Raw genomic sequence first — 13,832 nt, 5'->3', positions numbered from 1 at the left:
AGTTTTTCTTTCAAATCGGGAACCTTGATATAGCTCATTCGTATGAATATGAAACTAGAGGAGGGATGCTTTTATGTTTGTTGTCATTATCATATTAGCTTTTTTAGGAGCCATCATTGCCAGCTTGTTCGCATCAAATGATAAACGTGCATCTGCTAAGCGTTCTGCACATCATAGTTCAACGACAAATACTTATACTGATTCGTATACCCATCACGCTTCTGATGCCTCCTGCGGGAGTGATTCAGGTGATAGCGGCGGTGGTGGATGTGACTAAACAAAAAAACAGCCGCCCTTTTATGAGACGGCTGTTTCATTTATGGTTTTAAAGAGCTTTCCAGCCCCGTTCAATCAAATGTTTAACATCCTTTGCAAAATCCTCGCCCTTTTCCATCACGTCCTGAGCTCTTCCTGCAAAATTACTGGCAACGGCCAGTTCCATTTTTTTCAATTCAAAGTGCATAATTTTTTGGTCAATCTCTGTAATATATTTTTCATATTCATTGTTGACGATGTCGTGCATCACACTGTAAGCGTCTTTCCGATGATGATGAAAGTCGGTTCCTCTCTCACCTTTCCATGACGAATCTAGAGCAGGCTTCTTGATCTCTTTGATATCTGACTGGGCAAGATCTTGTTCTGTTCGAATATTGCTTTTGGCTGTCTTTAACCGAGAGATCATTTCGTCAAATTCTGCACGTTTGTTCTCAATTCCCATATGCAGATGGTGCAGCATCTCGGATAAACTCATGTCATCCACCTCTATCTGACCTCATACGAAAGCACGGCGTGAGCGCCTTTGGAAACCATCGATTCACTTGATTTTTCCAATCCTGACATTTCTATCGTTCTGCTTTCATTAAGTATAGTATAAGGCGAAAAGCCTCAGGCTTAAATAGGGAAAAGGTGTCCTTTTAGTGACGCGTTTGGAAGAAAAACGGAATAATACAAGGTCTTACACCCCGCATTTTATATGAGTCTTTAAGACTATAATTTACATTGTGTTCATGGTACCCATAAATAAAAGCGATTGTGCTGATTATTTTGCAGCAATCGCTTCGTCTTGTTCTTTTAATGTTTTCACGTTAGAACGTGTATCCTGAACATTTTTAATTAAGGCTTCTTTAAAGCTTGAGACCATTTCACTCACTTCTGCTTCACGTGCCGTCCACTTGGTTACAAATTCAAGGCTGTTTTCACCCGCTTTATCTGCTGCTTTTTTCATCGCTAAAGCTTCGACTGCTTGGGAGACTTCATCTAGTTTATCCATGACTGTTTGGTAGTTTAACTTAATTTGTCCCATTGTGATATCCTCCAGATTTGTTCAGCATGAAGCTCTCTTACAAGCTGCTCCATGCTTTTGAGATCAAGCGTTTTGCGTCCTCTACTGCGTCTTCTCCTTTTTCAGCAAGACGTGCGGCGTCTCCAGCTAAGGAACTAGCAAAGGATAACGCAGCTTGTTCTGCTTCTAATGTACTGATTTTGAATTCGATACGGCTCACGTAGCGTGGGTATTGATCATTCACGATCGTTTGCAGCGCATCATGTGCTTCATTTCGGTCTGTTTTGAAATCCTGGCTTCGCTCACCTTTCCAAGAGGCCCCAAGCTTTGGCTGCTTGATTTGCTTTAAATCTGCTTCTGCCGCATCTTGTTCACGTTCAACCTTGCTTTTCGCCTTTTTGAGTCGAGCGATTTTCTCTTCAATTTCTGCTTTTTTATTTGAAATGCCACCGTTAAGGGCAGACAGCATATCCGATAAGCTCATATGGGTTCCTCCTCCTGTCAAAAAATAAAAACGCTGCTTAGAGTCCCTCTAAACGAGCGTAAGGTGAAATAGCACTTTTTCCAATATTGTTATTATAAGGTTCAAAGACTCATGTTTGAATAGGGATTTGTACCCTTTTTATGGGATAAATATGCTTTCATTCTGCTTCACACTACCTCTTTTGACCTCTTTTATAGGAAGTCAAAGTTCCTATCCATTTGCTATTTGTCACATATAGTCTTTCGGTCCTAGGACAAACAAAGCCGCCCCCGTAAAGGAGCGGCTTTTGCAAACGCTTATGAGGCCGATTCTTCTCTTTCTTGTTGACCTTTCACGTACCAAATGAATTTACCCGTATATCCGTAAATGATCGCAAGACCAATGGCAACAAAGCTCAACCACATAAATGGTAAATAAGAGAATGTCGATACGCCAAGAATTCCTGCCATGTAAATACCGTTATCTGACCATGGAACCATCCCTGAGGTCATTGTTCCACCAACCTCAGCGTTTCTAGATAGAACGCGTCTGTCTATTTTTAATTTATCGTAGCTTTTTTCCATAATTTTCGGTGTAAGAATTAATGAAACGTACATTGCACAGCCAAAAATGTTTGCGAAGAACGCAACAACCAGTGTAGATAGGGTGACATTTCCTGCATTATATAATTTCTTCTCGAAAGTAGCGACAATAACTTTTAAAACACCTAGATATTCAAGCACTCCACCAAAACCCAGTCCAAGAATAATCACCACTAAAGATCCAAGCATATTTACAATACCGCCACGATTTAACAGCGTATTTAAGAAATCTACATCTGAATTAATAGAGAAGCCATTGTATGCTGATCCAATCGCATCTGCTGGATTCATTCCTTGGAAAGCCATGGCCCATATCGACCCTAAAAGAGCACCAGTAGCAATAACAGGCAATGAAGGTTTCTTAAATACGAGCAGTAATACAACCACTACTGCTGGAATGATCATCCAAATGTTGATGGTGAATGTATCATGAAGAGCATTTTTCAAAAATTCTACTTTACCTTGATCAATGTTACGTCCGCCATACATAAAGCCTGTAACCGTAAACATAATCGCTGTAATCACAAAGGCTGGTATGGATAAAACCATCATTGCTCGAACATGCGCCAGCACGTCCACTTTTGAAAGAGAAGAAGCGAGCACTGTACTATCTGATAATGGGGATAATTTATCTCCGAAATACGCACCAGATAGAACGGCCCCTGCAACGATCGGAAGTGGAATACCTAGGCCTTCACCAATTGCGATCATCGCAATCCCAGCCGTTCCAACCGTACCCCAAGAAGTTCCTGTTGCAACGGACATGATTGCACAGATGACAAGTGTAGCTAATAAGAAAATATTAGGATGAATAAACTCTAAACCGTAGTAAATTAACGTTGGTACAACTCCACCGGCAATCCATGTTCCTACAAGTGCACCTACTGCAATTAAAATTAAAACAGCTTCTAAACCATTCGATATCCCTTTTGTGATTGCATTTTGAAGATCCTTATAAGAATGCCCCAATCGAATACCTAAAGCAATAACCATAAACCATGAAATAAACAATGCTAGCTGAATATCTAATTTGAAGTAAAGAGTAAATGATAAAACAATTGCTAAAAACAAGCCAAGTACTGCTACGACTTCTAAAATAGATGGTAGACGTGGTGTTTTCATTGTGTTTCCTCCCTTTGTGCGTGCGTTAAGCGTTTTCAAAATATTGTGAAAAAAGTGTGTCAATTCGAAAGAAAGTGAATTGCCTGTTTTTCTCTTTTTCACAGGCAATTCCACATATTAATAAAATAAAATTTTTGATATTATTATCGCTCTAGGAGCTCCGCACCCGCAATACCAGGCTTTGTCATCTCAAATGGATTTAAGATAATATCAAGTTCTTCTTCCGTTAAAACATCGTACTGCAAGCAAAGATCTCTGATCGATTGACCTGTTAAAATGGCTTCTCTTGCAATTCTAGCGGCTGCTTCATAGCCTAAGTGAGGGTTCACAGCAGTGATCACGCCTGCACTTTTTTCTACATATTCTTTCAAACGTATTTCATTTGCTTCAATGTCCGCTAAGCAATGGTCTGTGAATGAGCGGAATCCGTTATTCATTATACTAATAGACTGAAGCAAATTAAAGACTAAAACAGGCTCCATCACATTTAACTCAAGCTGGCCTGCTTCAGAAGCCAGACAGATCGTATGATCGTTCCCAATGACTTGGAATGCGATTTGGTTAATGAGCTCTGCCATAACTGGATTGACTTTCCCAGGCATAATGGATGATCCAGGCTGGCGGGCTGGCAATGCGATTTCAGCAAGACCTGCGCGCGGACCAGATGCCATTAAACGAAGGTCATTGGCAATCTTAGACATGTTCATCATGCATACTTTTAAAGCGGCAGATACTTCTGTGTAAGCATCTGTATTTTGCGTTGCATCCACGAGATGCTCTGCGCCTACAAGAGGAAGACCAGATATATCAGCGAGCTTCTTCACCACGATCTCAATATAACGAGGATCTGCGTTTAAGCCTGTCCCAACAGCTGTTGCACCCATATTGACTTCATATAAATGCTGCTTTGATTGGTTGATTCGTTTAATATCACGGCTCAGCACACGGCTGTAAGCTTCAAATTCCTGTCCCAAACGGATTGGAACAGCATCCTGAAGGTGCGTACGTCCCATTTTGATCACATGATCGAATTCTTTCGCTTTCTTTTGAAAGACGTCCTGCATGACTTGCATCGTTTCAAGCAGAATGTCTAACTGCTTGAGCACAGCAATATGGATCGCCGTTGGGAATGAATCATTCGTTGATTGCGACATGTTCACATGTGTGTTTGGGCTTAAATGGATGTATTCACCCTTTTGATGTCCCATGATTTCTAGCGCTCTGTTTCCAATCACTTCATTTGCGTTCATATTCATAGACGTTCCTGCGCCGCCTTGAATTGGATCGACAATAAAGTACTCGTGCAGTTTGCCTTCAATGACTTCATCAGACGCTTGAACGATAGCATTTCCAATTCCCTCATATAAACGTCCAACTTCCATATTGGCTTGAGCTGCTGCTTTTTTCACGATGGCAAAGGCTCTAATTAGTTCCTCGTGCATCCGATATCCTGTAATCGGGAAATTCTCTTTTGCACGAAGGGTTTGAACCCCATAATACACGTCTGCTGGAATTTCTTTTTCACCAAGAAAATCCTTCTCATAGCGATAAGTTGCTTGAACCATCTCTTATGACCTGCTTTCTATAGAATAATTAAATCACTAAATCTTCTGCGATTGGCGTTTCCATAATCTTTTTGACTTCTCTTGGATCTGTTGTTTTGCCTAGTGCCCACATCAGTTTCGGCACGATAGCTTCTGTATTCATATTTCTTGAACGTGCCACCAATTCTTGATTGATCTTGCGTCCTACCTCATACACACTCATGTCTTCTCCTTCTTCAAGACACTGAGTGGTGATGACCACAGAAATGCCTTCTTCCAGCAATTCGTTGATCTTTTCTAAAAGGTTTCTTCCTTCGAAAGGAATTCCGCCGCTGCCATAGCTTTCAATGACGACACCTTTGTACATGCTTTTGACTGCATCTAAAAACTCAGGCTTCAGGCCTGGGTGCAATTTTAACAGACACACATCTGTGTTCAAGGATGCATCTAATTTAAGCGGTTTCATTGGTGTTCTTTTTACTTTGCTATTGTATTCAATTTGATGGTTTTCAATTGATGCAATATATGGGTAGTTAATGCTTTCAAATGCATCGTAGCTTTTCGTTCTTAGTTTGATCGCACGTGTTCCTTGGATGACCCTGCCATCAAACACGACATACACGCCGCCAACACCGTCACATGCAAAGCGAATTGCATCTGTGATGTTTTTCTTCGCATCTGTTTTCTTAAAAGTAATCGGAATTTGTGAACCTGTAATCACGATCGGCTTATCAGGATTTTGCAGCATATAAGACAGCGCTGCTGATGTATAGGCCATTGTATCGGTTCCGTGTGTAACGACAAACCCGTCATACTGATCATAATTCTCATAAATGGCCGTTGCGATATCAACCCAGTATTCAGGCTGCATATTTGTACTATCTATACTCATTAGGGACTTTGTGTCCATTGTATATTCTGCATTAATTTCGTTTAAATAGCTCAAAAGATCCTCAGCTTTAACACCTGGAGCTAAACCATTTTCACTCTCTACAGATGCAATCGTCCCACCAGTCGTTAAAAGCAATAATTTCTTCAACAGGTCCACCTCTTTCGTAAAATTACTTCGTTTGTCACACATATTATAAGCTAGCTTGTGCTATTCTATAATATACGCTTTACGCGTACCTTCATTGCCATTATAGTCACATAACGCGAATTAATCAAGAAATTGTTACGCATAACGCGTACATTCTATGTCAAAATATGATATACTGTTGTTGTAAATAAAGGAGCGTTCATGTATGATACTCGATCGTTTAACCACCCTTAGAAAAAAGAAAAAATGGTCTCTCCAGCATACGGCAGATCGCCTAGGTATCGCCAAAAGCACCTATGCCGGTTACGAATCTGGGTACCGACGACCTTCGCTTGAAGCAGTGAAGCTGCTGGCTGATTTGTATGATACGTCCATTGATTTTTTACTTGGTAGAACGGACGAGCCAGAGATACAACGCAAAATCTCTGATATCAAAATTGAACTGACGGAAGCAAAAGAAGGAACCATCCATGTAGACGGCGTTCCCCTAAATGATGAAGAAATCAAACAGCTTGTTGCCTTTATTCGGGCGAAAAACACTCTAAAAGTATAAACACAAAAAAGAGAGGCACCTTATAAACAGGTGCCTCTCTTTCCTTTTCCAATCAGTTTTTTGATCAATATGGAGAAGACAGCTGGCTTAATTCCTCTAGCCGCCGCTTCGCTTCTTCTTTATTAAACGAACTATAATAGCGATAATTCTCCTCATCTAAGATGCGGTAATGCTGACTAAGTACATTTTGCTGAAGGCGAAACGTGCCTTTTTTGACAGACGTCCTCCACCAAACCTTTCCGCCAATCGTGCGCTCAACTGATAGATGTAGTTCATCATGTGCCACAACTTCCAAAATCTCAAGCGGGTCATCCCCTAGTGTCCCTTTCAGAATGTCACTATCTCTGAATAATGCACATACGGCCGCGGATTGCGTCCAATTGAGACGCAGCCTGTTTTTTTCAACCTGCTGTAAATGCCGTTTCGATAGACCAAGTACCTCTGCCATGCGATCCTGCGTATAATCCTTTTCTTTTCGAATCCGTGCCATTTGTTCTGTGACGAGGTCGATTACCATCTCTTTATCCATCTCTCATCACCTCTCCGAGTGTTCAGCCTTTACTGACATCATACACGATTTTTTCGAAAAAGTGGCGCCTCACCCTATAGAATTCTGACAAAAACAGTTTAGTCGGTCTTCTCTTCTCCCTGGCCATGCTGCTGTCTCCAATTTTCTTGGGCTGCCTGATGTAAATATGGATAGATCTCCTGTTTGACGGTTTGCTCAAATACTTCTTCATCTAAAATGCTGTACGCCGGAATTTTGATCAATTTCCCATCTACTTTCCGAATGAGCACATCCATGAAAAGAAATCCTCTTACACTGTAACGATGCCTGCGCATGTCAATTGTTTGAATATCTTGAAAAGGGATTGTTCGCTCCCGATGCAGCACAGCGCCATTCTCTCCGCGCTGAATGCGAAAAATCACATTTCCCCTCTTCGTAAAAGCCGGCAAAATCATCAAAAAGGAGATCCAGCCATAGACAATACCTAATAGCCCGCCTAAAAATAAAAACAATGTATAGTTCGATTCAAATGTAAGGGCTTCTGAAAATAACCAAATACCGATGATACCGAAGCCGCCCGTTGCTAAGAATGCCCATACTCTTAAAAAAGGTCTGCTCCTTACTTCTATTACTTCACTTGGATTCAAGCGTCATTCTCCTTTTCTCCATTAGAATATAGAACGTAACCCGTCTAGATGAGCCGTCTCAATGCGAAATTCATTTTCTTTTATTCCTGATACAAGCCACGATTGGTTCTCACCTGGAATCACAAATATCATGGACTCCACATCCGGCGTATTATTTTTGTCATAGACGACCTTCATGAGGGAGTCCATCTTTCCTTTTCTCGTCTGTACATCAGAAACAAATGCCTTCACGAGCTCTTGATTCTCAGCTTTATTCAGAAAGGACGGCCACTCATTTTTCGCTTCGCTTGCTTGCTCTAACAGCATTTCAAATTCCTCTGCCTGCAGGCTGATAACAGGTTCAGGGTGATCATTCATCTGTATGTTGAAAAAGGCTGTCACTTGCTCCTCTGCCTGCTGATCGCCGTTCAGTTTGCGAATCTGATGCACTTGTTGATCATAAAGCGTATGATGCGCATATACTCCCGCCTGTGTTGTGTGAAAGGAGGTACTGACTTCTTCATCTGTGTCTCCAAATTTAGATGCCTTGATCGTGTGAGAGGCATCATTCATCGCCTGGATGAAATGACGGTATTCCGCTTTATAACGGTATTGTCTGTTTCGAAATTCCAGTACACCTTTTGCGAGCAAAGAGCGGCACGCAATTTCAAATAAAAACCCCAAGCGCTCGTCCTCTACTTCAGGATAATAGGCCTCCTTTAAGGACATCCCTTGTTCAAAATAGCCTTCACTGTAAAAACTAAAGATGAGTTCCTCAATACTTAGACTTAGCTGATCCAACTTGATCTCTCCTTATCCAAAAGAAAATGCACCCTTAAAGAAATCGCCTGCACCCTTTATGAGCGAATCTGCGGTTTCTTTTGTTTTTTCTATTCCTTTATGTATCACCTGATTTGCCTGATCAATGGTATCATTGACTGCTTTCACACCTTGACCCGCCAGTTCGAATGCTTTTTTCCCTTTATCCACGACCGCATGAATCGGGTCCTTTAATTTCACTGCAACCTGTTCAGCAAAACCGGATGTCAGCTTGGCGACTTTTTCTCCAATAAATCCACCTACTGCTGAACCAATGGCTCCGCCAACAACAGTTCCAATCGGACCTGCAAAGCTTCCAAGAGCACCGCCCACAACGGCACCTGCGACAGAACCGCCAGCGATAAAGACCGTATTGTTCACTGCATTTCCAACAGCCTTTGCATTTTCACGCTTAAGGACTTCTGGCTGATCACCGAATTCTGCATAGTTTTCGGCTATTTTCAATCCACAGCCAACCGTTTCTGTTGCACCAGTGACAACCGTTGCAATGATGGCATTTCCTTTCGCAAATCTTGCACCATTTTTCAGAACAGACTTGATCGCAGCCGTGTCCTTCCAATTGATACTTCCTTTTGTAAAATCACGGACACTGTTTGTGAACGCAACTGTATCGTCAGGATAAAATTTTGTGAATTTCTTATGGACCAAGTCAGCCATTGGCCAGTTCGATCGTTTTAATAATTCTTTTTTACTCAGCCAAATCCTTGCTAACCGATCAAATCTCGTTCCTTCTACCCGGCTGGTCAGATCAAGCAGCAGCTTTGAATGCTGCGCTGCATATCGGCCATTCTCTTTAATGAAGGTCGTCATCCCAAGCCCGTAATATTTCGCCTGCATCATCAAGATTCCAGCTAAGCTCGTGAGTGTACCATATTGATCATAAATGCTGTACATTTTGCGCAATATATCATCTGCTTCAACCATTTTATCCGTTGCATGACGAATCGCAATATCATCACTGCTCAATTTACTGATTAATGCTTGTCCTGCTCCCCATGCATCCCTGACACCAGAAAAACAGCTTCTATACCGAGGATCGCAGCCTAAAATCAGCCCGTCCAGTTCACTATGTAAATCGCGGTGCTTCGTTTCAATGGCTGACAGCTCGCCTACAAAATCATTCGCCAGCCCTGTCAGCTGATCTGGATCAACCACAATGTCACGTGCCATCACATCATCTCCCTTCTCGGTTTCTTTCTCTCCGTTCTTCTCGTCTCTTTCGCTCAAGCTCTTCCATTCTGGCAATTTCAGCTTTACGCTCCTCAATTTTGACCGCTGCATCCCGCAGTTCCTGACTTGTTTCAAGCAAATCCTTTTCAAATTGATCATAGCGTGCCGTTGTTTCTTCAAAGCTTTGATCAAATTTATCCCTTGCTTCTCCCTGCCAGCCTGATCCAACTGCCTTCAGCCGATTCTCCAGCAGCTGCTTTGACTGCCGAATCTCATCAGCCGCTTCCTGAAACTTTTGAGCGAGTGCCAGCGTTTGACTAGAATCCAACTTTCGCACCCCTTTCTCCCAATTTAACGTACAAATGGATGATTTTATATGTCCTCATTATAAATAAAAAGACACCCAAAAAAATCACCCTAAAGAACCATTCAGCACATCACTTAAGGAAAGTAGGCCTTTTTCCTCTCTAATTGCCAGAGAAAGCCTTTCTTGTTATGAAGCGCATTCAAGACGTGATAAAATGGACGTATTCTATAAAAGGAGTGACGTTTAGATGAAAGAGGAAATGATTCAGCGTTTCACAAGTTATGTGAAGGTAGATACGCAGTCGGATGCAGATAAGGAAAGCTGCCCATCTACTGATGGACAATTGAACCTGGCGAGACAGCTTGTTGAAGAGATGAAATCCATTGGGATTCAAGAAGTGACTATGGATGAAAACGGCTATGTCATGGGAACGATCCCGTCTAACACAGACAAAGACGTGCCGACCATTGGCTTCCTGGCTCATATCGACACAGCCACTGACTTCACCGGCAAAAATGTAAAGCCACAGATTCATGAGAACTATCAAGGCGGCAACATTACCTTAAATGAAGATCTACATATCGTTTTATCTCCACAACAGTTTCCAAATTTACAAAAGTACCAAGGACATACGCTGATCACAACAGATGGCACAACCCTGCTTGGTGCAGATAACAAAGCTGGTATCGCAGAAATTATGACAGCTATGCATTACCTTATTGAACACCCAGAAATCAAGCATGGAAAAATCCGCGTCGCTTTTACGCCAGATGAAGAGATTGGCAGAGGGCCGCACAAGTTTGATGTTGATGCCTTTGGCGCTTCCTATGCGTACACAATTGACGGCGGACCGCTTGGCGAGCTGCAATATGAAAGCTTCAACGCAGCGGGCGCGAAAGTATCCATTAAAGGAAACAACGTCCACCCAGGAACAGCAAAGGACAAAATGGTCAGCGCTGCGAAAATTGGGATGCTCTTTCACAACAAACTGCCTTCTGACGAATCTCCGGAGTATACAGAAGGCTACGAAGGCTTTTTCCACCTGACGAAATTTGTAGGGGAAGTAGAAGAGGCTGAGCTTCAATATATTATCCGTGATTTTGATAAAGAGAAATTCAACAATCGCAAGGCACTGTTTGAAAAAATAGCAAATGACTTAAAAGCCACCTACGGAGAAAACAGCATCACCCTTAGCATTCAGGATCAGTATTATAATATGAGAGAAAAAATTGAGCCGGTGAAACATATTGTAGACATTGCTCATGAAGCTATGGAAAACCGCTCAGTAACACCGGTCATTGAACCAATTCGCGGCGGCACAGATGGCTCCCAGCTTTCATATAAAGGTCTCCCAACACCAAACATCTTTACTGGCGGAGAAAACTTCCACGGTAAATATGAATTTATTTCCGTTGAAAACATGGTGAAAGCAACCGAAGTTATCGTTGAAATTGCCCGTTTATTTGAAGAAAAAGCATAGACATGTTTACAACCGTTCCTGTTCGGGAACGGTTTTTTAATAAAAGTTTACAATTTTCTGAAACTTTTATGACACTTGTTCGTACTAATAGAGACAACCCCAGAAAAAATTCTTCTTGACGAGTGAAATAACTGGAAATATAATAGTTAAAAACAACCAGTATTTTAGACCTAAAATAGCAGATCGAATGAACCTTAAGAACTAAACCGATTCTGCTGCTTATTTTCAGTTATAAACATCACTCACCCTGTCTACACTTAAAGAATAGGATGAATTGGAGGAATGTCATATGATGATTTTATTGATTATCGCTTCACTTTGCTGCTACTTACTATTCTCTTTCAAAAAAGATAACCGCACCCAAAAAAGAAAAAGCGCAGAGCTTTCGGAGTTTGAAATCTTTCGTATGCGCCGCCACTACAACGGAAAACGCCGTCACCCACTAAACGATGCACCTAAACAAGTATAAATCCAAATAAAAGAGCCTCATGAGGGGCTCTTTTTGTTGAATAAACAGCAAAAAACGACCAGATTCAGTGGTCGTTTTTCTTATTATTTATATACCTTCGCAGGAACTTGAATCATAGGAATTCCTACATAGTAAGGTGAAATTTCATATGGCTGGAAGACAACAGCAATTCCCTTTTTCGTAAAGTAATACTGCGTGTTGTAGTTGATTTCAATATCACTTTTTTTCAGGTTCGCATAGAATTTGCTTTTATGTTTCTTTGTGTAGTTATAAATATAATCTCTTACTTTCGTACGCTTTTTCTTTGTTTTCACAACATCTGTCAAGAACAGCTGCTTTGTTTTTTTCTTTGTTAACACATAGTTCATGCTGGAAACCATCGTGTCTCCGTGCATTCCCCCATCATTCATGTAATCATAGTTTAAGATACTTAATTTCTTCCCATTGTTAAATTTCGTTTGAAACGATCTCTCGTACGTGATCTTCCCAAAGCCTTCTTTTTTCGCTTCGTCCTTTAAGTACAAGTAAGTAGAATAAGAAAAGGCGATATCTTCTTTTAAATCACGATTGATGGTTTTCATATGCGCCTTGCTTAGGTTTTTCACCTGTGCATATTTGAACGTTTTTTTCTTCTTATAATAGTGTGTACTTATTTTTGCTTTTTTTGCTTGTTTGGCATCCGCAGATCCAACTGGCGCAAACAAGGAAACAATCAGTGAGAAAATGAGCAGGCTGATCGTTAGGCCTTTCTTCATTGTCATAGTAAAAACCCCCATTTTTGTCTATTACCAAATGAGTATACCATGACAAAAGAACCAAAAGAAGTATTTTTTCCATATTATTCTTCATTTTTCCACATCGGGTTTGTTTACCGTTTTCATAAGTTCCTGTATGCTTAATGTAGAATGCTAGATGAAGTGTGGTGTTTATCATAGAAGAGAATATTTTTAGTCACATTCGGACGACGTTTCATAGTTTGTCCCCAACCCAGAAAAAGATTGCCAATTACATTTTACAAAACCCTCAGAAAGTTGTGCTTCATTCTATAAGTGCACTCGCTGCTGAATGCAGCACAAGTGAAACGACGATCTTTCGTTTTCTAAGAAAAATTGGCTATGAATCGTATCAAGTGTTTCGTGTCCATGTCGCACAGGATATCGCGACCAATACACCTCAATCCATATACGGCGAGATCGAGGCAAGCGATAGTGTAGCTGACATTAAACATAAGGTCATAGAGTTAACAACAAACTCTATCCAAGATATGAAACATATTTTAGAGGATCATGCAGTCACACAATTCATTGAACACATGAAACAGGCACATAAAACCGTCTTTTTTGGAGCAGGTGCGTCCAGCTTTATTGCTGGTGATGCTTATCATAAGTTCCTGCAGCTTGGTTTTGAAGTGAGCCTATGCAGTGATCCGCATATGATGAATATGATTGCAACACACGCCACGGAACACGATTTTATCGTCGCAATCTCCCATTCAGGAGAAAGCAGAGAAATTCTTGACGCCGTACAGTTTGCAAAAGAAAAAGGGGCAAAGGTTGCTTCTATCACCAGCTATCCGAAATCTGAGCTCGCAAAGCGGTCTGACTTTCATCTGCTTAGCTCTTCCAGAGAGACAACCTATCGATCGGACTCCATGATCTCCCGTATCAACCAGCTTGTGATCATTGATGTACTATATGTCTCCGCTGTTTTAGAGCTAGGACCAAATGCCATTGAAAACGTGAAACGATCTCGATTAGCCGTAGCTAAAAATAAAACATGAACGCAAAAGACCGGAGCAGATTCCGGTCTTTTTTTGTGACTTTTTTC

17 protein-coding genes are annotated in these 13,832 nt (G+C 41.3%); 5 read left to right on the top strand and 12 right to left on the bottom strand.

What is annotated here, in order from left to right:
- The first annotated feature begins 73 nt into the window (after positions 1 to 73).
- The gene (locus MHI60_RS08395; protein WP_095409910.1) at positions 74 to 277 is read left to right on the top strand and encodes a hypothetical protein; all 204 of its coding nucleotides are present in this window, start codon (positions 74 to 76) and stop codon (positions 275 to 277) included.
- 48 nt (positions 278 to 325) lie between these two features.
- Here the strand turns inward: MHI60_RS08395 and MHI60_RS08390 are convergent, their stop codons facing one another.
- From MHI60_RS08390 to MHI60_RS08365, 6 genes are all read right to left on the bottom strand, one after another.
- A complete protein-coding gene (locus MHI60_RS08390) occupies positions 326 to 751 on the bottom strand; it encodes a DUF5082 family protein (protein WP_095409911.1) in 426 nt (141 codons plus the stop codon).
- 288 nt (positions 752 to 1,039) lie between these two features.
- A complete protein-coding gene (locus MHI60_RS08385; RefSeq protein WP_024423905.1) occupies positions 1,040 to 1,303 on the bottom strand; it encodes a YwqI/YxiC family protein in 264 nt (87 codons plus the stop codon).
- 37 nt (positions 1,304 to 1,340) lie between these two features.
- Positions 1,341 to 1,766, bottom strand: a complete 426-nt coding sequence (locus tag MHI60_RS08380; RefSeq protein ID WP_144484038.1) for a DUF5082 family protein — start codon at positions 1,764 to 1,766, stop codon at positions 1,341 to 1,343.
- A 296-nt stretch (positions 1,767 to 2,062) separates the two neighbouring features.
- A complete protein-coding gene (gene nhaC / locus MHI60_RS08375; protein ID WP_095410074.1) occupies positions 2,063 to 3,469 on the bottom strand; it encodes a Na+/H+ antiporter NhaC in 1,407 nt (468 codons plus the stop codon).
- A 143-nt stretch (positions 3,470 to 3,612) separates the two neighbouring features.
- Complete coding sequence (gene aspA, locus MHI60_RS08370; protein ID WP_024423908.1) at positions 3,613 to 5,034, bottom strand: aspartate ammonia-lyase; 1,422 nt, start codon at positions 5,032 to 5,034, stop codon at positions 3,613 to 3,615.
- Between the two features lie 28 nt (positions 5,035 to 5,062).
- A complete protein-coding gene (locus MHI60_RS08365; RefSeq protein WP_024427527.1) occupies positions 5,063 to 6,052 on the bottom strand; it encodes an asparaginase in 990 nt (329 codons plus the stop codon).
- Between the two features lie 205 nt (positions 6,053 to 6,257).
- Between MHI60_RS08365 and MHI60_RS08360 the strand changes: the two genes are divergently transcribed.
- Complete coding sequence (locus tag MHI60_RS08360; protein WP_039182556.1) at positions 6,258 to 6,605, top strand: helix-turn-helix transcriptional regulator; 348 nt, start codon at positions 6,258 to 6,260, stop codon at positions 6,603 to 6,605.
- 64 nt (positions 6,606 to 6,669) lie between these two features.
- Here the strand turns inward: MHI60_RS08360 and MHI60_RS08355 are convergent, their stop codons facing one another.
- The 5 genes from MHI60_RS08355 to MHI60_RS08335 form a co-directional block, all read right to left on the bottom strand.
- Positions 6,670 to 7,134: a helix-turn-helix transcriptional regulator gene (locus MHI60_RS08355; protein ID WP_024423909.1), complete on the bottom strand. Its 465-nt coding sequence runs from the start codon at positions 7,132 to 7,134 to the stop codon at positions 6,670 to 6,672.
- Between the two features lie 98 nt (positions 7,135 to 7,232).
- Positions 7,233 to 7,760, bottom strand: coding sequence for a YfjD family protein (locus MHI60_RS08350; RefSeq protein ID WP_144484041.1), 528 nt, complete (start codon positions 7,758 to 7,760; stop codon positions 7,233 to 7,235).
- A 21-nt stretch (positions 7,761 to 7,781) separates the two neighbouring features.
- Positions 7,782 to 8,540, bottom strand: a complete 759-nt coding sequence (locus MHI60_RS08345) for a hypothetical protein (RefSeq protein WP_095409916.1) — start codon at positions 8,538 to 8,540, stop codon at positions 7,782 to 7,784.
- A gap of 12 nt (positions 8,541 to 8,552) precedes the next feature.
- Positions 8,553 to 9,749, bottom strand: coding sequence for a glycine zipper domain-containing protein (locus MHI60_RS08340; RefSeq protein WP_144484044.1), 1,197 nt, complete (start codon positions 9,747 to 9,749; stop codon positions 8,553 to 8,555).
- A 4-nt stretch (positions 9,750 to 9,753) separates the two neighbouring features.
- Positions 9,754 to 10,077: a WXG100 family type VII secretion target gene (locus MHI60_RS08335; RefSeq protein WP_024427532.1), complete on the bottom strand. Its 324-nt coding sequence runs from the start codon at positions 10,075 to 10,077 to the stop codon at positions 9,754 to 9,756.
- Between the two features lie 226 nt (positions 10,078 to 10,303).
- On the opposite strand from MHI60_RS08335, the gene pepT reads away from it, so the two are divergent.
- Positions 10,304 to 11,536, top strand: coding sequence for a peptidase T (gene pepT, locus MHI60_RS08330; protein ID WP_144484047.1), 1,233 nt, complete (start codon positions 10,304 to 10,306; stop codon positions 11,534 to 11,536).
- A gap of 289 nt (positions 11,537 to 11,825) precedes the next feature.
- Positions 11,826 to 12,005, top strand: a complete 180-nt coding sequence (locus MHI60_RS08325; RefSeq protein ID WP_008345664.1) for a hypothetical protein — start codon at positions 11,826 to 11,828, stop codon at positions 12,003 to 12,005.
- 83 nt (positions 12,006 to 12,088) lie between these two features.
- Here MHI60_RS08325 and MHI60_RS08320 read toward each other — a convergent pair whose 3' ends face one another.
- Positions 12,089 to 12,766, bottom strand: coding sequence for a DUF3298 and DUF4163 domain-containing protein (locus MHI60_RS08320; RefSeq protein ID WP_144471717.1), 678 nt, complete (start codon positions 12,764 to 12,766; stop codon positions 12,089 to 12,091).
- Positions 12,767 to 12,927: 161 nt separating this feature from the next.
- Between MHI60_RS08320 and MHI60_RS08315 the strand changes: the two genes are divergently transcribed.
- Positions 12,928 to 13,785, top strand: coding sequence for a MurR/RpiR family transcriptional regulator (locus MHI60_RS08315; protein ID WP_186318668.1), 858 nt, complete (start codon positions 12,928 to 12,930; stop codon positions 13,783 to 13,785).
- Positions 13,786 to 13,832: the final 47 nt, after the last annotated feature.

Source organism: Bacillus sp. FSL K6-3200 (assembly GCF_038630485.1).
GTDB classification, from domain to species: domain Bacteria; phylum Bacillota; class Bacilli; order Bacillales; family Bacillaceae; genus Bacillus; species Bacillus safensis.
This window is presented reverse-complemented; position numbering and strand designations above follow the sequence as displayed.